The sequence below is a fragment of the Bradyrhizobium sp. IC3195 genome (assembly GCF_020193585.1).
Lineage (GTDB): Bacteria > Pseudomonadota > Alphaproteobacteria > Rhizobiales > Xanthobacteraceae > Bradyrhizobium > Bradyrhizobium yuanmingense.
On sequence record NZ_JADYVG010000005.1, the window covers coordinates 43,937 to 64,809 of the forward strand.

The 20,873-nt window shown below is 64.3% G+C and carries 18 protein-coding genes; 11 read left to right on the forward strand and 7 right to left on the reverse strand.

The window, feature by feature from the left end; all coding sequences use genetic code 11:
- The first annotated feature begins 2 nt into the window (after positions 1–2).
- From I6F09_RS12900 to I6F09_RS12910, 3 genes are all read left to right on the forward strand, one after another.
- Positions 3–1,424 carry an efflux RND transporter periplasmic adaptor subunit gene (locus tag I6F09_RS12900; protein ID WP_225188212.1) on the forward strand — a complete coding sequence of 474 codons (1,422 nt, stop codon included), beginning with the start codon at positions 3–5 and terminating at the stop codon, positions 1,422–1,424.
- The gene (locus tag I6F09_RS12905) at positions 1,421–4,612 is read left to right on the forward strand and encodes an efflux RND transporter permease subunit (protein WP_225188213.1); all 3,192 of its coding nucleotides are present in this window, start codon (positions 1,421–1,423) and stop codon (positions 4,610–4,612) included. The genes I6F09_RS12900 and I6F09_RS12905 overlap by 4 nt, the downstream gene beginning before the upstream one ends.
- A 73-nt stretch (positions 4,613–4,685) precedes the next feature.
- Positions 4,686–5,165, forward strand: a complete 480-nt coding sequence (locus I6F09_RS12910; protein WP_036005872.1) for a DUF411 domain-containing protein — start codon at positions 4,686–4,688, stop codon at positions 5,163–5,165.
- A gap of 245 nt (positions 5,166–5,410) precedes the next feature.
- Here I6F09_RS12910 and I6F09_RS12915 read toward each other — a convergent pair whose 3' ends face one another.
- Together I6F09_RS12915 and I6F09_RS12920 are read right to left on the reverse strand one after the other, a co-directional pair.
- A complete protein-coding gene (locus I6F09_RS12915) occupies positions 5,411–5,818 on the reverse strand; it encodes a GFA family protein (RefSeq protein ID WP_225133467.1) in 408 nt (135 codons plus the stop codon).
- A gap of 131 nt (positions 5,819–5,949) precedes the next feature.
- Positions 5,950–7,029 (reverse strand): Cj0069 family protein, encoded by a 1,080-nt coding sequence (locus I6F09_RS12920; protein ID WP_225188214.1) that lies wholly within the window; start codon positions 7,027–7,029, stop codon positions 5,950–5,952.
- 447 nt (positions 7,030–7,476) lie between these two features.
- On the opposite strand from I6F09_RS12920, the gene I6F09_RS12925 reads away from it, so the two are divergent.
- Positions 7,477–8,361, forward strand: a complete 885-nt coding sequence (locus I6F09_RS12925) for a DUF1259 domain-containing protein (RefSeq protein WP_225188215.1) — start codon at positions 7,477–7,479, stop codon at positions 8,359–8,361.
- 426 nt (positions 8,362–8,787) lie between these two features.
- On the opposite strand, the gene I6F09_RS12930 is transcribed toward I6F09_RS12925, so the two are convergent.
- On the reverse strand, positions 8,788–9,588 hold the full coding sequence (locus tag I6F09_RS12930; protein ID WP_036005860.1) for an IclR family transcriptional regulator: 801 nt from the start codon (positions 9,586–9,588) through the stop codon (positions 8,788–8,790).
- Between the two features lie 170 nt (positions 9,589–9,758).
- On the opposite strand from I6F09_RS12930, the gene I6F09_RS12935 reads away from it, so the two are divergent.
- The 5 genes from I6F09_RS12935 to I6F09_RS12955 are packed head-to-tail and all read left to right on the forward strand — an operon-like array spanning position 9,759 to position 14,167.
- Positions 9,759–10,919 carry an aminotransferase class V-fold PLP-dependent enzyme gene (locus I6F09_RS12935; protein WP_225152776.1) on the forward strand — a complete coding sequence of 387 codons (1,161 nt, stop codon included), beginning with the start codon at positions 9,759–9,761 and terminating at the stop codon, positions 10,917–10,919.
- 22 nt (positions 10,920–10,941) lie between these two features.
- Positions 10,942–11,835 carry an amino acid ABC transporter substrate-binding protein gene (locus I6F09_RS12940; RefSeq protein ID WP_036005856.1) on the forward strand — a complete coding sequence of 298 codons (894 nt, stop codon included), beginning with the start codon at positions 10,942–10,944 and terminating at the stop codon, positions 11,833–11,835.
- 49 nt (positions 11,836–11,884) lie between these two features.
- Positions 11,885–12,679, forward strand: coding sequence for an amino acid ABC transporter permease (locus I6F09_RS12945; RefSeq protein ID WP_036005854.1), 795 nt, complete (start codon positions 11,885–11,887; stop codon positions 12,677–12,679).
- Positions 12,676–13,371, forward strand: coding sequence for an amino acid ABC transporter permease (locus I6F09_RS12950; protein ID WP_036005852.1), 696 nt, complete (start codon positions 12,676–12,678; stop codon positions 13,369–13,371). Before I6F09_RS12945 ends, I6F09_RS12950 begins: the two co-directional genes overlap by 4 nt.
- A gap of 37 nt (positions 13,372–13,408) precedes the next feature.
- Positions 13,409–14,167, forward strand: coding sequence for an amino acid ABC transporter ATP-binding protein (locus tag I6F09_RS12955; RefSeq protein ID WP_036005850.1), 759 nt, complete (start codon positions 13,409–13,411; stop codon positions 14,165–14,167).
- Positions 14,168–14,335: 168 nt separating this feature from the next.
- Here the strand turns inward: I6F09_RS12955 and I6F09_RS12960 are convergent, their stop codons facing one another.
- The 4 genes from I6F09_RS12960 to I6F09_RS12975 all read right to left on the reverse strand — a co-directional run bounded on the left by I6F09_RS12960 (position 14,336) and on the right by I6F09_RS12975 (position 18,796).
- Positions 14,336–15,118, reverse strand: a complete 783-nt coding sequence (locus I6F09_RS12960; protein WP_225188331.1) for a sulfite exporter TauE/SafE family protein — start codon at positions 15,116–15,118, stop codon at positions 14,336–14,338.
- Between the two features lie 219 nt (positions 15,119–15,337).
- Positions 15,338–15,922, reverse strand: coding sequence for a DUF1254 domain-containing protein (locus I6F09_RS12965; protein ID WP_036005846.1), 585 nt, complete (start codon positions 15,920–15,922; stop codon positions 15,338–15,340).
- The gene (locus I6F09_RS12970) at positions 15,919–16,497 is read right to left on the reverse strand and encodes a DUF1214 domain-containing protein (protein ID WP_036005844.1); all 579 of its coding nucleotides are present in this window, start codon (positions 16,495–16,497) and stop codon (positions 15,919–15,921) included. Before I6F09_RS12970 ends, I6F09_RS12965 begins: the two co-directional genes overlap by 4 nt.
- 10 nt (positions 16,498–16,507) lie before the next feature.
- Positions 16,508–18,796: a PBP1A family penicillin-binding protein gene (locus tag I6F09_RS12975; RefSeq protein ID WP_225188216.1), complete on the reverse strand. Its 2,289-nt coding sequence runs from the start codon at positions 18,794–18,796 to the stop codon at positions 16,508–16,510.
- Positions 18,797–19,089: 293 nt separating this feature from the next.
- Here I6F09_RS12975 and I6F09_RS12980 point away from each other — a divergent pair, with 293 nt between their 5' ends.
- A complete protein-coding gene (locus I6F09_RS12980; protein ID WP_036042979.1) occupies positions 19,090–19,599 on the forward strand; it encodes a YcgN family cysteine cluster protein in 510 nt (169 codons plus the stop codon).
- Between the two features lie 137 nt (positions 19,600–19,736).
- Complete coding sequence (locus I6F09_RS12985) at positions 19,737–20,870, forward strand: patatin-like phospholipase family protein (protein ID WP_225188217.1); 1,134 nt, start codon at positions 19,737–19,739, stop codon at positions 20,868–20,870.
- The last annotated feature ends 3 nt before the right edge of the window (positions 20,871–20,873 follow it).

Genomic DNA, 20,873 nt, shown 5'->3' on the forward strand with positions numbered 1-20,873 from the left:
CCATGAAGACGTTGCGTCTCTTGACGACTCTCGCGCTCGGCAGTGGTCTCGCCCTTGGCGCGTACTGGTTCTCGAACGAGGGGCGCTGGTCGGTCCATGCCGAGGTGACCCCGGCTGCGGCGCCAGCGGACCGGACTCCGCTCTACTATCGCGATCCGAGCGGCGCGCCGCTTTGGTCCGCCGGGCCAAAGAAGGACGACCGCGGGCGGGACTATCTGCCGGTCTACGATGACGACAAGGCCGCCCAGGCAGAGCCGAAGCCACCGCAGGCGGCTTCATCGCGAAAAATCCTCTACTACCGCAATCCGATGGGGTTGCCCGACACCTCGCCGGTGCCGAAGAAGGACCCGATGGGGATGAACTATATCCCCGTCTACGAAGGCGACGACGCCGATGACGGCACGGTGAAACTGTCGCCCGGCAAGATCCAGCGCAGCGGCGTGAAGTCCGAGCCGGTGGCGCGGCGATCGGTCCAGGTCCTGGTCAAGGCGCCCGGTACGATCCAATTGGACGAGCGCCGCGTCTCGGTGATCGCGATGCGGGCCGAGAGCTTCGTGCAGAAGATCGCGGACGTCACCACCGGCTCCCGCGTCAAGGCGGGCCAGCCGCTGATGGAGATCTACAGCTCGGCGGTCGCCTCCGCGGCGGCCGACTATCTTGCGACCATCACCTCCAAGACCGTCGGCGGGGTCGAGATCTACGGCCGCGGCTCGCGGCAACGGCTGATCAATCTCGACGTCCCCGAGCGGGTGATCGCCGAGATGGAGAGAACGCGTGTCGCGCCCGTCACCATCCATTGGTCGGCGCCGCGCGACGGGATCGTGCTCGAGCGCAACGCGATCGAAGGCATGCGCGCCAATCCCGGCGACGTGCTGTTCCGCATCGCCGACACCTCGCTGGTCTGGGCGCTGGTCGACGTCGCCGAGCGCGATCTCGGCAACATCGCGGTCGGGCAGTCCGTCGCGGTGCGCGCGCGCAGCTTCCCCGGCCGAAGCTTCACCGGCAAGATCGCGGTGATCTATCCGCAGGTGAACCGCGAAACCCGGACGGTTCGCGTCCGCATCGAGCTCGCCAATCTAGATGCGATGCTGCTGCCGGACATGTATGTCGATGCCGACGTCGACACGGCCGATAGCGCGCTTGTCCTGGCGATCCAGGACAGCGCGGTGCTCGACACCGGCACGCGGCAGGCCGTCCTCGTCGACAAGGGGGACGGGCGCTTCGAGCCGCGGGAAGTGAAGCTCGGCCGGCGCGGCGGCGGCTTTATCGAGGTGCGCGACGGCCTTGCCGAAGGCGAAGCGGTGGTCACATCAGCCAACTTCCTGATCGATGCGGAAAGCAATTTGAAGGCCGCGCTCAAAGGCTTTGCCGAGGCTGCGCCTCAAGCCTCCGACGCCGGCCATGCGACGGGAGAGCACAAATGATCGCCCGCATCATCGCCTGGTCGGCGCGCAACCTGCTGCTGGTGCTGTTCGGCACCGGCTTTGCGGCGGCCGCCGGCTTCTACGCGCTGCTGCATCTGCCGCTGGATGCGATCCCCGACCTCTCGGACACCCAGGTCATCGTCTACACCGAATATCCCGGCCAGGCGCCGCAGGTGATCGAGGACCAGGTCACCTATCCCTTGACGACGGCGATGCTGACCGTGCCGAAATCGAAGGTGGTGCGCGGCTTCTCCTTCTTCGGCGTGTCGTTCGTCTACGTGATCTTCGAGGACGGCACCGACATCTATTGGGCGCGCTCGCGCGTGATGGAGTTCCTGAACGGCGCCACGTCTCGGCTTCCCGTCGGCGTCACCCCGACCATCGGGCCCGATGCGACCGGCGTCGGCTGGGTCTATCAATACGCCGTGATGTCGAAAGAATTGAACCTCGCCGACACGCGCACGATCCAGGACTGGAATCTGAAATTCGCGCTCGCCAAGGCCGAAGGCGTGGCCGAGGTCGCCAGCATCGGCGGCTTCGTCAAGCAGTACAACGTGGTGCTCGACCCGCAGCGCATGCGCGACCGCGGCATCAGCATGCAGAAGATCCGGGAGGCGATCCGTGCCAGCAATGCCGACGTCGGCGGCCGCACGGTCGAGCTGTCGGAGTTCGAATACGTCATTCGCGGCAAGGGCTACATCAAGAGCATCAACGATCTCGGCAACATCGTCCTGAAGACCAGCAACGGCACGCCGGTGCTGCTGCGGGACGTCGCCAATGTCGAGCTCGGACCCGACGAGCGGCGCGGCATTGCGGAGCTGAACGGCGAGGGCGAGGTCGCAAGCGGCATCGTGCTGCAGCGCTTCGGCGTCAACGCGCTCGACGTCATCGAAAACGTCAGGAAGCGTTTCAAGGAGATCGCGAGCAGCCTGCCGAAATCGGTCGAGATCGTCCCGGTCTACGACCGCTCGGGCCTGATCTATTCGGCGATCGACACGCTCAAGCACACGCTGTTCGAGGAGAGTATCGTCGTCGCGCTCGTCTGCATCGTGTTCCTGCTCCATGTCCGCAGCGCGCTGGTCGCGATCTTGATGCTGCCGGTCGGCGTGCTGATGGCGTTCGGCGCCATGAAGCTGCTGGGCCTGGGATCCAACATCATGAGCCTCGGCGGCATCGCGATCGCGATCGGCGCCATGGTGGATGCCGCGATCGTCATGATCGAGAACGCGCACAAGCACCTTGAGCGCGCCGAGCCCGGTCAGTCGCGCGTCCAGATCCTGATCGACGCGGCATCCGAGGTCGGGCCGGCACTGTTCTTCAGCCTGCTCATCATCACGGTCTCGTTCATGCCGATCTTCACGCTGGAATCGCAGGAGGGGCGGCTGTTCAGCCCGCTGGCGTTCACGAAGACCTTCGCGATGGCGGCCGCGGCCCTGTTGTCCGTCACGCTGGTGCCGGCGCTGATGGTGATCTTCGTCCGCGGCAGGATCGTGCCGGAGAGGAAAAACGTCATCAACCGCTTCCTGATCTTTATCTACCGCCCGGTCATTAAGGGCGTGCTGCGTGCCAAGACGCCGGTGATCCTGGCTTCGCTGGTCGTGCTCGCCGTTACGATCTGGCCGGCGCGGCAGCTCGGCACCGAGTTCATGCCGACGCTGAACGAGGGCACGCTGCTCTACATGCCGACGACGCTGCCCGGCATCTCCGTGACCAAGGCGGCCGAGCTGATGCAGACGCAGGACCGCATCATCAAGTCGTTCCCGGAGGTCGAATCGGTCTACGGCAAGGCGGGACGGGCGGCGACCGCGACCGATCCGGCCCCGACCGAGATGTTCGAGACGGTGGTCAGCCTGAAGCCAAAGGAGCTTTGGCGGGAAGGCGTCACCGTCGACAGCCTGATCGCGGAGATGGACAAGGCGCTGCAGTTTCCGGGCGTCTCCAACGCTTGGACCATGCCGATCAAGGCGCGCATCGACATGCTGTCCACCGGCATCCGCACCCCCGTCGGCGTCAAGGTGATGGGCACCGACCTCGTCGAGATCGACCGGCTGGCGAAGCAGGTCGAACGGGTGATCAAGACGGTGCCGGGCACCTCATCGGCCTATGCCGAGCGCGGCATCGGCGGCTACTATCTCGAGATCGTCCCGGATCGCGAGGCGCTCGCCCGCTATGGCATCCTGATCCAGGATGTTCAGGACACCATCGCGGCGGCGCTTGGCGGCCAGACCGTCACGACGACGGTGGAGGGGCGGCAGCGCTTCACGGTGAACATGCGCTATCCGCGCGACCTGCGCGACAATCCCAAGGCGATCGCCAGTGATATCCTGGTGCCGATGCCGGCGGGCGGCGCGGTGCCGCTCGGCGAGGTCGCGAAGGTCGAGCCGGCGCGCGGGCCGACCTCGATCCGGACCGAGAACGGCCAACTCGCGACCTACGTCTACGTCGACATCCGCGATCGCGACATCGGCAGCTACGTCGCCGATGCGCAACGCGCCGTGACTGACAGCATCCACTTCCCATCAGGATATTACGTGGTCTGGAGCGGTCAGTACGAATATCTCCAGCGCGCCGCGGCGCGCCTGAAGATCGTGGTGCCGGTGACGCTGACGATCATTTTCCTGCTGCTGTACCTGAATTTCAGGGCCATGACCGAAACCCTGATCGTGATGCTGTCGCTGCCCTTCGCGCTGGTCGGCGGCATCTGGATGATGTGGTGGCTCGGCTTCAACATGTCGGTCGCCGTCGCCGTCGGCTTCATCGCGCTTGCCGGCGTCGCCGCCGAGACCGGCGTCGTGATGCTGATCTATCTCGAGCATGCCCTGGCCGAGATCAAGGCGACGTGCAGCGCCGAGGGCAGGGGCCTCACCCGGCAGGATCTCCACGAGGCGATCATGGTGGGCGCGGTCGAGCGCGTCCGTCCCAAGATGATGACGGTCGTCGCCATCATGGCGGGCCTGCTGCCGATCATGTGGAGCACCGGAACCGGGTCGGAGATCATGCAACGAATCGCGGTGCCGATGATTGGCGGCATGATATCGTCGACGCTGCTGACGCTGATCGTGATCCCGGCGATCTTCGGGTTGGTGAAGGGTGTCCGCCTGCCGCCCACGCGCGAGGACAGAGAACAACCGGCTGAGATGCCCAAGCCGATCGGCGCCAGATTGCGCGTCGTGGAGCCGGCCGGATGAGGCGAGCCGTGACGCACGATCATATGTCAGGGCGACGGAGTGACAGAAGAGGAAGCCGAAGATGAAGCCGAAGATGAAGCAACGCGCATACCTGATGACCCGCCGGTCCCTTGTCGGGCTGATGGCCGCGGCAGCTTTTGCAAGGCCCGCCGCGGCAGCATCCGACGCAGCCGCGCTCACGGTGCACCGGGATCCGAGCTGCGGCTGCTGCGCCGGCTGGGTGCAGCATCTGCGGGACGCAGGATTTACCGCCCAGGTGGAGGAGACTCCCGACCTCGAGCCGATCCGGGCGCGTCTCGGCGTCCCCTCGAACCTGGTCGCGTGTCACACGGCAGAGGTCGCCGGTTATGTCGTCGAGGGGCACGTGCCGGCCGCGGCCGTGCGACGCCTCCTCGCGGAGCGTCCAAACGCGAAGGGAATAGCCGTGCCGGGCATGCCGGTCGGATCGCCGGGCATGGAAGGCGGCAAGCCGCAGCGTTACGAGGTCGTGCTGTTCGGTGCCGACGGTCAGAAGCCGTTCATGCGCTTCATCGGCGCGCAGGAAATTGATTGATAAAGGAGCGGACGGTGCTGCGCGATGCCTAAAGCGGAATGGCTTTAGCTCGAGTCTATAGCCGCGGGCTCGGTGCAACCTCTCCCGCTTGCGGGAGAGGTCGCGCCGAAGGCGCGGGTGAGGGCTTTCTCCTCTTGGGGACTATCCCATTGCGGAAGCACCCTCTCCCCAGCCCTCTCCCGCAAGCGGGAGAGGGGGCGCACTTACGTTGTAGCAATCAAACTACTCATTCCGCCTAGCCACCACTACGGCTGCGGCGGATAGCGCTCGAATGCCGGCAGTTCGTGCGCATGCTCCATCCAGCGCAGGCGCTCGGCGACCTGGATCTGTATCGTGGCAGGCACGGCCTCGGGATCGTCGTAGGTCGCGCTCTGGATGTCGATGATCCCCGGCAGGATGCTGGCATTGACGTAGAACAGTCCGGTTCCGCACGCGCTGCAAAAGTGCCGCCGCCCGTGTTCCGAGGAGCGGTAAACCTTCGGCTCGCCCTTGGTCACCTTGACCGCGCCCTCGGGGTACATCGTCCAGCCGACGACCGGAGCCCCGGCGTGTAGCCGGCAATCGCGGCAGTGGCAAAGCGCGTGCACGATCGCCTCGCCTTCGACCTCGTAACGGATTGCACCGCAGTGACAGCCGCCCGTGATTTTGCTCATGCGTTCCTCCGATCGAAGATGACTTCAGATCGATAGCTCTCGAGCGTTTTGGCTTCAACAATGCAACCAATTCGAGATTGCGTCCTACTGTCGCCTGACAGCTGCTGCCATTTCCGACGAGCGCGACCAGGCTAAGTTCGCGCCCGTGTGCGTTCAGTCCGCATCAGCCGTTGCTTCACCGTCCGGGCGATCGCAGCCGGCGCCTCCTCGGGGATCGCAAAGCACGAGCTCGCGTTGATCTCGCAGAGCACGTAGGTGTCTGCGCCGGCCGCATCTTTCGGCCCGTACAGGAAGTCCGCATCCCAGATCACCGGCAATGACGACTCATCGATGCCGAGCGTTGCCATCATCTGCGGCGTCCATTCGTCCTCCATCGCTCCTCGCAGCGCCTGGAATGGCGGAGCATCAAGCCCGTGCATGATCCGCGGCCCGGGCTGCGCCTCAGGCGCCTCCGGTCCCTCCGGCGGCGGCGGGATCAGCGCCTTGATCTTCTGGTGTCCGAAGCCTGCGACTTTGGCGCCGCTCATGTAGCAGCGGATCATGCCGTCGGGCAGGCGCGGTTGAAACGCCTGGTCGATGATGCAGCCGCCCCAACCGAAATAGGGCTCGCACCGTGCGAGCAGCGCATCGATCGGCATGTCCTCAGGCGTGCTGCCGCGCTGCGCATGCAGCACGCGAACCATGCCTTCGGTATCGGGCAGGGCCTCAACCTTCCAGACCCCCTGGCCGCCATTGCCGCGGTTCTGCTTCAGCACGCGCGGGCCGCTGGCACGAAGGCGCGCCGGAAACTGGCTGCGGAAGCTTGTGGCGGTGTCATAGCGGTGCGTGTCGGCGCCCCAGCCCAGATGCCGTGTCCGGTAGAGCACCTCCTTGACGCCCATCTTCAGAATGATGTCCGGATGCGCGCTCACCCATGGCCCTTGCGCCGCGACGTCGCGCAGCAGGGCGTCGAGCTCGGCGCGGGTCTTGCCCTGGTGGATCGGATCGACCCAGACCAGCACGCCGTCGGCTGCAAGCAATTGGTCGCGGACCGCGCCCGCAAAGCTCTCGTCATAGATCACTGGGAAGGCGTCGATGCCCGCGGCGGCGAGCGCTTCGAAGACGCGGACGAAGCGGCTGTTCTGCGCCATCGCCTCGCGCCGCGCGGCCGCGTCGCCGCGCGAGAGGATGGCTATAGTCTGGCGGGGAGAGGGGTGACGTTCGGTGTCCATGCGCAAGCTCCACGGATTTGCGTGCTGCGCAGAGCTTGGACCTGGGTCTCACGGGGAGTCTGCATCGTCCCCACGCCGACAATGTATGTGAAACCGCCTCGTCGTTTCAAGATGGCGGCTGGCGGGTTCCTTCAAAGGGTGAACTCTTCGTGACGTGACGCGGCCGTGCGCCGGTTGACAGTTCTGCCCTGCGGGTTTTTAGTCAGCGCGACGGGGATGTGCGATCTCCCCGCGAGGCGACATGCCCAAGCATCGCGTCCTGATCACCAAGGGCGCAGCATGTTCACACACCGCAACTCCATTCCACGACCCTCTCGGCTTGCCGGCATCCGAACCGCCATGGCATGCGCCTCCGCGGCGAGTCCGCTGTGTGTGGCGGAACGGCCGGAGCGGCCTCACTTATCCGATTGGGGCAGGGACACACCCACAGCTCAAGGGAGCTGATCCATGCATAAGACGGTTTCGGCACTGATCGGCGTCGCTGCCTGCTTCATCACGAACGCTCACGCGCAGGGCATCGACTGGCAAAAGGTCGATGAGGCACTGGGCCGCAAGCCAACCGTTGCGGACGATGTCCATCGCTACGGCTTCCCGCGCACCGATCTCACCGTGACGTTGGATGGCGTCACGATCAAGCCGGCGCTGGCGCTTGGCGGCTGGCTGGCGTTCAAGCCTGCGCATGGCGGAACGATGGTCATGGGTGACCTCGTGCTGCTTGAGACCGAGATCAATCCAGTGATGGCGAAGATGATTACGAGCGGTCTCGAGATTACTGCCGTGCACAACCATCTGCTGCGCGCAAGCCCGGCGACATTCTACATGCACGTCGCCGGACACGGCGACCCTATCAAGCTGGCGTCGGCAATCCGTGATGCGCTCGCCGAAAGCAAGACGCCCCTGACGGTCGCCGCAGCCGGGAATCCGCCCTCTATCGATCTCGACACCGCAAAGCTCGATCAGATCATCGGCGTCAAGGGGCAGGGCAATGGCGGCGTCTACCAGTTCAATGTGAAACGGCGCGACCCGATCACGGAGAACGGCATGCTGCTAACCCCCGTCGGTCCAATGGGCGTCGCGACCGCCATCAATTTCCAGCCGACCGGCGGCGGCAAGGCCGCCATCACCGGCGATTTCGTGCTGACCAGCGACGAGGTGAATCCAGTCATCGCGGCGCTGCGGACGCATGGCATCGAGGTGACGGCGCTGCACAGCCATATGCTGAACGAACAGCCGCGACTCTTCTTCATGCACTTCTGGGCCAATGACGACGCGATCAAGCTTGCTGAAGGCTTGCGCGCGGCGATCGACAAGACCGCCAGCACCAAGAGCTGATCGAAGGCACAGAAAATGCACCGTGAGGCGTTTCAATGATTGAATGTCTGACGTGTTGGGGCAGCCGACGATGCGCGCCGCTTTGGCCTTTGCGTCGCGGGCGTCGGCACGGGCCGGTCTCGTCCTGGCGCCTATGCTTGGCTGTGCTGATGGGAGGGAACGCCATGGCCGAGAGCCTGAATATTTGACGACGCTCCTGCAGGAACAGCGCCGGCAGGGTCCGAAATTTCCGGCCTTCTGTCGATGGCGGGACTCATGGAGAGCCAGCCGGCGATACAGAAGTTGCGCGCCATCCTGCCGCCGCAAGAGCCCATCGCACATGCCCGCGAGTGGGCGAAGTCGCACCGCCCGAGATATTGACCAAGGCCTGATCCGGCTTGCAGGGCGAGGACAATCTCGGTGACTGTGGACGACGTTCGAGCAGCATCAGCTTGCCGACACGGCTTCGCTTACGCCGTCCTCATTGTCCGCGAGGATCGTCTCCGATAGCAGCGCAGCGGCCTTCTGCAGGGGAGCTATGAACCGATCCAGCTCGGTGAAGCTCACCCGTGCCACGGGAACAGACACACCCAGGCACGCGATCAGCTCGCGATCCGGTGAGAGGATGGGAACGGCACAGCCGACCACGCCTCGCACATATTCTTCATTGGTCTTGGCCCAGCCGCGCTTGCGGGTCTCATCGAGCACCTTCATCAGGTGCTCGACGTCCACGATCGTGGTTTCGGTGTATCGCGTCAGCGTGAGCGCGTGGCACAGCTTCTCGCGCGCGCGTTCCGGCAGCCGGCTCATGTAGATCTTGCCGGTCGACGTGCAGTGGAGCGGGGCCGCTTCGCCGGGATTGAATTGCAGGCCTTGAGGTTGCGATACGCGGACGCTGTCGACGTAAGCAACGACGTTGTCCCGCACGACGCCGATCTCGCATTGCTCGCCGATTTCGGCGGCGACGGCGCGGAGCACCGCGTGCCGGCGGGCGGTACGGAAAGCTGCGCCGATGACGCGGGCCGACAGCGTGACCATTTGATTGCCGACCACGTACCGCTTCGTTCCCACGGCTTTCTGAAGCAGCCCGCGCTGCTCCAGATTTCCGATGAGCCGATGCGCAGTCGGCAGCGGCAGGGACAGCGCAGCGGCGATGTCCGCGACCGAGGCTGCTCTGGTCTGGCTGGCGACATAGCCAATGATCGCGAAGGCGCGGTCCAATGGCCCGTCGGTGCTCGGCTGCTGCATTTCGCCAGTCTCCACCCGAAGTACAAATTATCATTTTTCGGAATGAAATATACTGGAATATGAAAATTTGTATAGGCACTTTTGTGTCGTGCCCATATCGTTGGCGCTGCTCGGTGGTGAACAGGATTTGTGCAGTGCGAGCCACCGGGGAAGTGCTTCAGGAGATCGGGATGTCAGGCCATTACGACGTCGATGCCGTGCGGAGGGAGTTTCCGGCTGCCGAGCGGATCACCTATCTCGATTCCGGCTTCCAGACGCCGCTTGCGCGCCCCGTCAAAGCGGCGATCGATCGTTTTCTGAGCGAAGGTCTCGAGACCGCCGGCCCGAAGAGCGTCTGGCTCGATCGCGTCGAGCAGACGCGCGAAAAGCTGGCGCGGTTTCTCGGCGTATCGGGCGACGGGATCGCCTTCACCAAGAACACCTCGGAAAGCATGAACATCGCCGCGAATGCGCTGCCGCTGCGCGCCGGTGACAAGGTCCTGATGATCCACGGCGATCATCCGAACAACGCCTACGCGTTCCTCAATCTGCGGCGCAAGGGTGTGACCGTCGCATTCGTGCCGATGACGGAGATCGTGAACGCCGACAGTCTTCGTCCCTACATCGATGCGAGCACGAGGGCGATCTCGATCTCGCAGGTGACATTCCATGCCGGCCATCGTTTCGACATCGAAAGCATCGGCGCCCTCTGCGCGGAGAAGGGGCTCCATTTCGTCGTCGACGTGATGCAGGCGATCGGTGTTGTGCCAATCGATGCGAAAGCCATGCGCGCGACCTTCATCGGTTCGGGCAGCCATAAGGGGCTGCTCGTGCCGCAAGGACTGGGCCTGCTCTATTGGGACAAGTCGAGGGCTGAGATCGAGCCGACCTATCTTGCGGCCGCGAGCCTCGCTGAAGTCCCGGCCGATCTGATCGCCCGGCCTGACAGGCTCGATCCGGCCCCGAGCGCGCGCCGCTTCGAGCTCGGCAATTTCAATCTTCCGGCGATCCATGCCCTCGATGCCTCGCTCGACATGATCGAAGCGCTGGGCGTCGAGAACATCCAGAACCATTGTTTCGATCTCGGCGATCATCTCATCGCCCGGCTCGATGTGCTGGGCGTTCGCCTGGTCGGCCCTCGCGCGCGGCAGCATCGCGCGCCGCACATCTACGTCATTGCGCTGCCCGCGGCCGAATGGCTCGGCCATTTCGAGGAGAATAACGTCCGCGTGTCGCCGGAGCGGGACGGCATTCGCGTGTCGTTCGGGATGTTCAACACGATTGCCGACGTCGACCGCCTGATCGAGGTCATCCAGCGGCGCGGCGTGAAGCCATCATCGAGAGCCGCATAGGCTGTCCAGCAAGGAGACGTACATGACGAAGTTTGCATGTGTCTTGAGCATTCTGTCGGTCATTGGCGGCCTCGGCAGCGCCGCTTCTGCCGCCGACAGCCCCACGCTGGCCAGGATCAAGTCGAACGGCGCCATCACCATCGGTCATCGCGAGGCCTCGATCCCGTTCTCCTATCTCGGTCCCGACCAGAAGCCGATCGGGTTCTCGCTCGACCTCTGCGCGGCCATCGTCGAGCGCATCAAGGCGGAGACCGCCTTACCCAATCTCAAAGTCAATTACGTTCCGGTGAACTCGTCCAATCGCATCCCGCTGATCCAGAGCGGCACCGTCGACATCGAGTGCGGCGGCACGGCCAACGACAGGAAGCGGCAGGAGCAGGTCTCGTTTTCCGTCACCACCTTCGTCAGTCAGCCGCGCTGGCTGGTCAAAGCGGACAGCGGCCTGAAGACGGCCGGCGATCTCAAGGGCAAAACCATCGTCGTCACCCAGGGCTCGAATGCCGTCGGCTTCGCGCAAGGCGTGAATGCGAAGGAGCAGCTCGGCTTCAACATCGTCCAGGCAAAGGACCATGCCGAATCCTTCCTGATGTTGAACACCGGCCGCGCGGCCGCCTTCATGGAAGACGATATTCTGCTCGCCGGCCTCAAGGCCGCAGCTCCGAAGCCGGATGCGCTGATATTTCTCCCCGAGGGTTACGCCAAGATCTATTATGGCCTGATGTTCACGAAGGGCGATACTGGCTTCAAGGCGCTCGTCGACGACGTTCTGTCGAAGCAGATGGCGTCGGGCCAGTTCGAAAAGACCTACGCCAAATGGTTCACGAGGCCAATTCCGCCCAAGAATGAGAACCTGGCGTTTCCGCTGACGGTCGAGCTCACGGAACGGATCGCGCGTCCCAGCGACGCGGTGGACTAATTGCGACGTCGGCGGAGAGTGTCCCGCAAACCGAGCCCTGAGGTTCGCCATGTTTGCAGTGCTTTTTGAACAGACCGCAGACGGCCAGCGCTATATCGACTGGCTCGTCTCGGGCCTCGGCTGGACCCTCACGCTGGCGTTTTTCGGCTGGTGGATCGCCTTCGCGGTGGGGGTCATCGTCGGCATCGGCCGCACCGTGCAGAACCGAGCCGTCGCGGCGCTTGCCCGCCTCTATGTGGAGATCTTCCGCAACATCCCCGTGCTGGTGCAGATGTTTCTCTGGTACTTCGTCCTGCCGGAGATTCTTCCCGCCTCGCTCGGGAACGCCATCAAGCAGATTCCGCCGCCCTGGGGATCGTTCTTTCCGGCGCTGGTGTGCCTCGGTCTCTACACCGCCGCCCGGATCGCCGAACAGGTGCGTGCCGGGATCGAGGCCCTGCCGAAAGGTCAGGTCGAAGCGGCAAGCGCGCTCGGGCTCAGCGGGTATCCGACCTATCGCTACGTCATCGTGCCGCAGGCGCTGCGCCTGATCATTCCGAGCCTGACCAGCGAGGTGATGGGCATCTACAAGAACACCTCGGTCGCGCTCACCATCGGGCTGATGGAGCTGACGGCGCAGGCCCGCCAGATCAGCGAAGCGACATTCCAGACCTTCACCGCTTTCGGCGCCGCGACGCTTGTCTACCTCGCGCTGGCGCTCATCGCCTATCAGGGGATGGCGTTGATCGACAGGGCCGTGCGCATTCCGGGGACGAGCCCTGCGGACGACGCAGTCAAGCCGGGCGCGACGCACGCCATCCAACCGCTTGATTCCCTGCCTGACGCGATGGAGGTCGTGAAGTGACCAGCCTCGATTTCTCCGTTGTGCTTCAGGCGTGGCCTTACCTCTGGTCGGGCCTGCTGTTTTCCCTGGCGCTGACCGCCGTTGCTTTCGTGGTCGGCCTCGTCCTCGGCACCTGCCTGGCCCTCGTGCAGCACTTCGAAGTGCCCGTGCTCGGCAAGCTCGTGCGCGGCTATGTCGCCCTGATGCGCTCGATCCCGCTGATCCTGGTCCTGTTCTGGTTCTTCTTCCTGGTGCCGATCGTGCTCGGTCATCTCGGCGGAAGCGGGCGACCGGTCCCGATCGGCGCCACCTGGACCGCCTTCATCACCTTCGGCCTTTTCGAGGCGGCCTATTACTCGGAGATCATCCGCGTCGGATTGCGCGCCGTGAACCGGGGTCAGTTCGAGGCCTGTCAGGCCCTCGCATTGTCGACCTTCGATACCTATCGCGCCGTGATCCTGCCGCAGGTGCTTCGCGTCGCCAGCCCGATCATCCTGAGCCAGACCATCATCCTGTTCCAGGATACCTCGCTGGTCTACGTGCTCTCGCTCACCGATCTGCTTGGCGCAGCCTCGAAGCTGGCGCAGCTCAATGGCCGTCTGGTCGAGATGTATCTGGTGATTGCGGTGGTCTACCTCGCGATCAGTTCGGCGGCATCGCAATGCGTGGCGTCCTTGCGCAAGCGATATGCGATCGCGGGACTACGCCGCTAGCGCTGCGCACGGTCATCCCAGTCTTTGGAGAGGAAAAATGCTTGAGTTCGCTGAGGGGAATCGGGCGTCCATCGTCACCGTTGAAAATTTGGTGAAGCGGTTCGGCCATTTCACGGCCCTGAACGACGTCAATCTCACGGTCGCGGTCGGCGAGAAGATCGTGCTGTGCGGCCCCTCCGGCTCGGGCAAGTCGACCTTGATCCGCTGCATCAACCACATCGAAAAGCACGATGCGGGGCGCATCGTCGTCGACGGCATCGAGCTGTCGGACCGGATGACCGACGTCAACGGCATACGTCGCGAGGTCGGCATGGTGTTCCAAAGCTTCAACCTGTTTCCGCACCTCTCCGTCGTCGAGAACTGCATGCTGGCGCCGATGAAGGTGCGGGGCCTGTCCCGCACTGATGCGCATGAGCGCGCGATCGGTCTGCTCCGCAAGGTGCGCATCCACGACCAGGCGAACAAATATCCGGGGCAGCTCTCCGGCGGCCAGCAGCAGCGCGTCGCCATCGCGCGGGCGCTGTGCATGCAGCCGAAGATCATGCTGTTCGACGAGCCGACCTCGGCGCTCGACCCGGAGATGGTCAAGGAGGTGCTCGACACCATGGTGGAGCTCGCGAAAGACGGCATGACCATGGTCTGCGTCACGCACGAGATGGGCTTTGCCCGCGAGATCGCGGACCGGGTGGTGTTCATGGATCGCGGCTCGATCGTCGAGGAAGCCGATCCCGAAACCTTCTTCCGCGCGCCGAGGACGGAGCGGGCGAGGGATTTCCTCGGCCAGATCATCCATTAAAGCGCGATGCGATTAGGATGAATCGTCATCGCGCTTTAGGTTATTGTTTGAAGCATGATCTTTTCGGAAAACCGCTTCACACTTTTCCGGATCATGCTCTAGCGATCCGTCTCGATCTGCGAACCGATCGAGGGCGCATCGCCGGTTGCGGCATTGTTTCGAACCAGCCTACTCATGCCGCCAGATTCTCACCGCCGAAATGACCAGGATCACGGCCAATCCCGGCAGAAGAATCGAATTCGGGACGACGCCGAGAAGCAGGCCGCCTATGAATGTCCCGACGACCGACCCGATGGCCATTGCAAGCATGAACTGCCAATTCGCGCGGAGCACCGAAAAGCTCTGGTCGCGACTATAGCGCGCAAATCCCACCAGCATGGTCGGCAGGCTCACCGCGAGCGAGAGGCTGCCCGCGAGCTTCACGTCCGCGCCGAACAACAAGATCAGGGTGGGAATCAGGAATTCCCCTCCGGCAACGCCGAGCAACGATGCCACGATCCCGATCGCAAAGCCCGCTGCTATGCCCGCGACGATCAGGCTCACGCCTATCAGCGCCGGTGGGGTTGCCGCCTCGTTGCCATGTGCGAACAGAAGCATGCCGGCGATCAGGAGCAGCAGGACGGCAATGATCCTGTAGAGCGTCCCGGACTCCAGACGCGTCGCCCAGGATGCCCCCGCATAGGCGCCGACGAGGCTGCCCGCCAGCAGGTTCAGGATTATCGGCCAATGGGCATGTATCTCCGCGAGCGGAACGGCGCGTGCGCGAAACGGCAGTGCGCTCGCCACCACGATCAGGCTCGTCGCCTTGTTCAGAATCACGGCCTCGAGGCCGCGAAATCCGAACAGGCTGATGAGCAGGGGCAGCCGAAATTCTGCACCGCCGAGACCGATCAAGCCGCCCAGAGTGCCGATGATTGTGCCCGAGCCGAACGCGGCAGGATTGTTTCGCATGGACACGGAAAGATGCGCCAAAGACAACACCCGCGACGGACGGCTCCGTGCGGGTGTGATCAACTCTCGATGATGCAGTATGCCCCTGTTTTGCCCGACGAGTCAAAGGTACGCACGCGTCCCCGGCGGTATCGTTGCGGTCGGCGGAAGAGCGTAATGATTTCAACGCCCCGCTACTGTGCATGGGGTTGTTTTCGCACTTTTTGTTGGCGGCCGCGCTCACCGCCGGCTGCGCGGTGCCTCGGCCTTGGCCGGCGGCTCGGTCTGCGGGGCGCAGGTCGCAGCCTGGAGCGAGCCTTGCGCCTGCTGCATCAAGCCGGGCTCGGGCGCGAGCGCCTTCATCAGGATCAGGCCGGTCGTGGTCGGGGAATCGATGATCAGGCGGTCGGCCGCGGTGACCTCTTCGTCCTCCGGCAGCTCGCTATGCTGCGCTTCCGTCATCAGGTCGAGCTCGATCACCTTGCGGCCCGCGGAGCGGTCGTTGATGGCGTAATAGGCGATCTCGTTGCGGGTGTAGAACGACACCGAGGTGTAGGCCTGGCTCACCGGCACGGTGAGCTTGATCGGCCCGCCAGACAGATCATAACGACAGATCGCCAGCGCGAAGGCCGGATCCATGAACGGCATCGGCGAATTGTTGGGATCGGCGAGGGGAAGCTGGGTGACGGCGTTCACCCTGGTCATCGGCGTCAGCCGCGAATAGGCATCCTGTGTGGCAATCCGCGGCAGCGCCAGCACGCTGACGAGATGGACCACGAGGCCCAGCACCACGCCGGCGACGACGGTGAAGACGAGCCGGATCATGAGCAGCCCACCGTGGTGATGCTCGGCATCGGCGCATCGCGCTGGGTGCGCGTTCCAACGCCGACCGGCGTGTCGTAGAGACGCAGCATCAAGGCGTAGCGCTCGATGCCGCCGGTCGGCAGCCAATTGCCGGCGCGCGAGCGCGAGGCGATCCGGATCTCGAACGAGCCGTCGGAGGAGCGCACGATCTCCTGGCTGGTGAAGCCGTAGCGCTGCAGCGAATTGGCGACGAGATGGCCCTTGCGGTCGTAGAGCGTCAGCGTCCAGAACCGCGCCGGCGGCGTCACGCCGGAGACGACCACGTCGCAGCGGCCGTCGAGCGCCTTCTTCCTGTCGTCGGTGGTGGCGGTGAAGGCGACACCGTCGCCGGTGCCGATCGGCAGCTCGCCGTTGCGGACGATGGTGGCGCGCGAATAGGGATCGACGTCGGCGGTGCCGGTGCGCGGCCGTGCCGTCCAGGGGCCGATGGTCAGCGCGCCGATCTCGGTGCCGCGCGTCGTGGTCATCCACGTCGCGCCGACGCCGACGACCGTCGCGAGAAGGAGCGCCGTCAATGTGGTCAGGATCAGCCGCACTTGCTTTCGATCAGTTCTTGCGCGGGGCAGAGGCGTTGGCGTTGTCTTCCGCATAGTTCTGCGGGAAGGCGAGCGCGCTCGTCGACGAGGACGGCCTGGCCGGCTTGCTGTCATTCGCCGTCGATTTGTTCGCGGCCTTGGCCGCATCATCCAGCAGCTTCTCGACCCGCACCAGGATGTCCGCGCCGCGCTTGGTCAGCACCGGCGGCGGACCGGGCTTGGTCTCCAGCACCTTCGGCGCCGCGTTGGCCTGCGCGTTGCTCACATGCTGCGGCGGCAGCTTCTGGCCCATGCCGATGCCGGGAATCTCCCGGACCTCCACGCCCTGATGCGCCACGAGCATGATGTCGTGCCAGGTCTGCGCCGGCAGCGAGCCGCCGGTCATGCGGTTGGTCGGCGAGTAATCGTCGTTGCCGTACCACACCGCGCAGGTGAAATTGCCGGTGAAGCCGACGAACCAGGCGTCGCGATAGGCATTGGTCGTGCCGGTCTTGCCCGCGGTCGGAATGCCGTCCAGCGCGGCGCGCCGTGCGGTGCCTTCGCTGACGACGTGGCTCATCATGCCGGACATGTCGGCGGCGACGGAGGCGGGGATCGCCTGCCGCGGCTTCGGCCCGTCGCGGTCCCAGCGCCAGACCAGATCGCCCGCGCCGGTGCGCACTTCCAGCACCGCATGCGGCGTCACCGCCTTGCCGCGATTGGGGAAGGTCGCGTATGCGACCGCGTGCTCGAGCACGTTGACCTCGTCCGAGCCGATCGGCAGCGACGGCGTGTCGGGCAGCGGCGCCTTGATGCCGAAGCGGCGCGCGACCTCGACGATCTTGGCGCGGCCGACCTTGGCGGGGTTCTGCGTCTTGGGCTCGTTCTTCCGGCCGATCTCGATCGACAGCTTTACCGGCACGACGTTGATCGAACGCGTGATCGCCTGCGTCAGCGTCACCGAGCCGGAATAGGAATGGCCATAATTCTGCGGGCACCAATTGCCGATGCAGACCGGGCCGTCGACCACGATCGAGTTGGGCGTGTAGCCGTTCAGCAGCGCGGTGGTGTAGACGTAGGGCTTGAACGAGGAGCCGGGCTGGCGATAGGCGTCGGTGGCGCGGTTGAACTGGCTGGCGCCGTAGTCGCGGCCGCCGACCATGGCGCGGATGCCGCCGTCGAGATCGGCGACGACGGTCGCGGCCTGCGTCGCGTGATAGTCGCGGCCGAACTGGCGCAGCTGGTTCTCGACAGCGTCTTCGGCCGCCTTCTGCACGTTGGCATCGATCGCGGTGCGCACCACGAAGACGCGCTCGGTGTAGGACTTCGGGAAGGTATCGACCAGCTTGCGCATCTCGTCGAAGGCGTAGTCGAGATAATAGTTCGGCGAGGCCTCGTCGCGGCGGTCGACCGCGAAGGCCGGGTTGCGGCGGGCGCCGAACACCTGGCCCTCGGTCATGAAGCCGGCATCGACGAGGTTGTCCAGCACGACGTTGGCGCGCGCGCGGGCGGCGGGCAGGTTGATGTGCGGGGCGTACTTGGTCGGCGCCTTGAACAGGCCGGCGAGCATCGCCGCTTCCGCCAGCGTCACGTCGCGCGCGGACTTGTTGAAGTAGAAATGCGCCGCGCCGTCGACGCCGAAGGTGCCGCCGCCCATATAGGCGCGGTCGAGATAGAGCTTGAGGATCTCGTTCTTGGTCAGGCGCCATTCCAGCCAGATCGCGAGGAAGGCCTCGTTGACCTTGCGCTCGATGGTGCGCTCGTTGCTCAGGAACAGGTTCTTGGCGAGCTGCTGGGTGATCGAGGAGCCGCCCTGGCGCACGCCGCCCGCTTGCGCGTTGGTGACGAGCGCGCGCGCAGTGCCGGCGATGTCGATGCCGAAATGCTCGTAGAAGCGGCGGTCCTCGGTCGCCAGCGTCGCCTTGATCAGCACGTCCGGAAAGTCTTCCAGCGGAATGGAGTCGTTGTGCTTGATGCCGCGGCTGCCGATCGGGCTGCCGTAGCGGTCGAGGAAGCTCACCGCGAGGTCGGACTTCTTCAGCCAGTCCTCGTCCGCGGTCTCGCGGAAGGCCGGGATGGCGAGGGCGAGCATCACGACGAGGCCGCCGAGCCCGAGGGTTGCGGCCTCCGAGAACGGCTCGATGAACACCCAGCGCTTCCACCGCCCGACATAGAAGCGGTCCATGAAGGTCGAGTAGCGCTCGTAGAGCTCGCGGATGCCCTTGGCCGAGGAGAACAGCGAGGAGTCGATGCGCGCATCGAGATCCAGGAAGAAATTCCGGATCCTCTGCTTCCAATGCGGTGGTATGATCTGGCGCACCTAGAACCCTTGCGGCTTGCTTCGAAAGCGTTCAAGCACCCGGCCGGGGCGGCATCGAGACGTCTTGCGGGTATGTTGCGGCAAACCCAAGGCGCCCGGCCAGCATCCGAGGGACTTGCTGTTCCTTCTAGCCGAGCGGGGCTCATAAACCAATGGCCACGCTCGCTATTTTGAACAACAGGCCTAATTGACCCCCGGTTCATTACAGGCCTCAAAGGGGCCTCGCTTGCACCATTGCCGCCGCGCGCCCTAGATGGCGTTGCCGTAGCTCTTTCGAACTGTTGTTGAGGCGCATGACCGCAGCTCCCAAACGATCTCAAGGCCAGGAAGGATTCTTCTGGAAAACCAAGACGTTGGAACAGATGTCGGAGCGCGAGTGGGAAAGCCTGTGCGACGGCTGCGGCCGCTGCTGCCTGAACAAGCTCGAAGACGAGGATACCGGGCAGATCTACTTCACCCATATCGGCTGCAAGCTGCTCGACGGGACGAGCTGCGCCTGCAAGGACTATCCGAATCGTTCCGACAAGGTTCCGGACTGCGTCCGCCTGACCCCGGCCAATGTCCGCACCCTGAACTGGCTGCCGCCGAGCTGCGGCTACAAGCTCGTCGCCGAAGGGCGCGACCTCTATTGGTGGCATCCGCTGGTTTCGGGTGACCCCAACACCGTGCACGAAGCCGGCGTCTCCGTGCGCGGCCGCGTGGAGGGCAGCGAGGAGGAGGTCCCGGACGAGGAGCTCGAGGACCACATCGTGCAATGGCCGGCGACCTTGCCGAAGCGGGCGCGTCTGAAGAAGCGACCTTGAACAGCTGTGCGCAGCGGTCGCATGCAGATGCGCTTCACATTCAGGGGTTGAGGTGCTAAGCTGGTTGTAGATTCTGCTATGGCTATATTCAGGTTGTTTTGAATTGCTGAAGGTACCCTAGGATTTTTGGGGGCCCCATGATTTCCGATCCGGTTCACCCGATACCGACCGACGACGAGAACAAGCCGCTGGAACCAACCACTGCGCTCTGCCTTTCCGGCGGAGGATATCGCGCGATGGTGTTTCAAGTCGGCGTCCTGTGGCGCCTATATGAAACAGGACTGCTGAAGAACGTCAGGCGCATATCGAGCGTTTCCGGCGGGTCGATCACTGCCGGCATGTTGGCGCTGGCGTGGCCGGGCCTCAGCTTCACACCCGACAGCGTCGACAGCGATTTCATTCCGAAATTCGTCGCGCCGTTGCGCGCCTTCGCCGGCATCACAATCGATGCCGAGTCGGTCATCCTGGGCGCGCTGTTACCAGGCAGCATCGGCGACCGGATTGCCGAGTCGTATGACGATCACCTGTTTCGCGGCAAGACTCTGCAGGATATGCCTGACGAGCCGCGCTTCGTGATCAATGCGACGAACGTGCAGTCAGGCGCGCTCTGGCGCTTCATGAAGCCCTATATGCGCGACTACCGCGTCGGCGAGGTGAAGAATCCAGAAATTCTGCTGGCGCAAGCCGTGGCGGCGTCCTCCGCTTTTCCTCCGGTCCTCTCTCCCTTCGAATTGCGCCTCAAGGACAGCGATTTCGTGCCCGGTACCGGGCTCGACCTGCAGCGGCCTCCATTTACAACGCGCGTCGTTCTCAGCGATGGCGGCGTCTACGACAATCTCGGCCTCGAGACCGCATGGAAGCGCCACCAGACCGTTCTGGTCAGCGACGCCGGCGGCAAGATCGAGGCTGAGGAGGAGCCGGAGACGGATTGGCCGCGGCATTCCTACCGGATCCTCAATCTGATCGACAATCAGGTGCGTTCGCTGCGCAAGCGCCAGGTCATCGACTCCTTCAAATCGGGAACGCGCAAGGGCGCCTATTGGGGCATCCGCACCGACATCGTGAATTACGGGCTGGCCGATGCTCTGCCGTGTCCTTTCGAGCGTACATTGCAACTTGCGGAAGTGCCGACACGTCTGAAGCGGTTGGACGCGACGACGCAGGAAAGACTGATCAACTGGGGCTACGCCGTGTGTGATGCAGCCCTGCGCAAGCATCTCGCGGCGGTCGGGCCGCCGCCCGCCTTTCCCTATCCGCAGTCTGGTGTCTGAGGA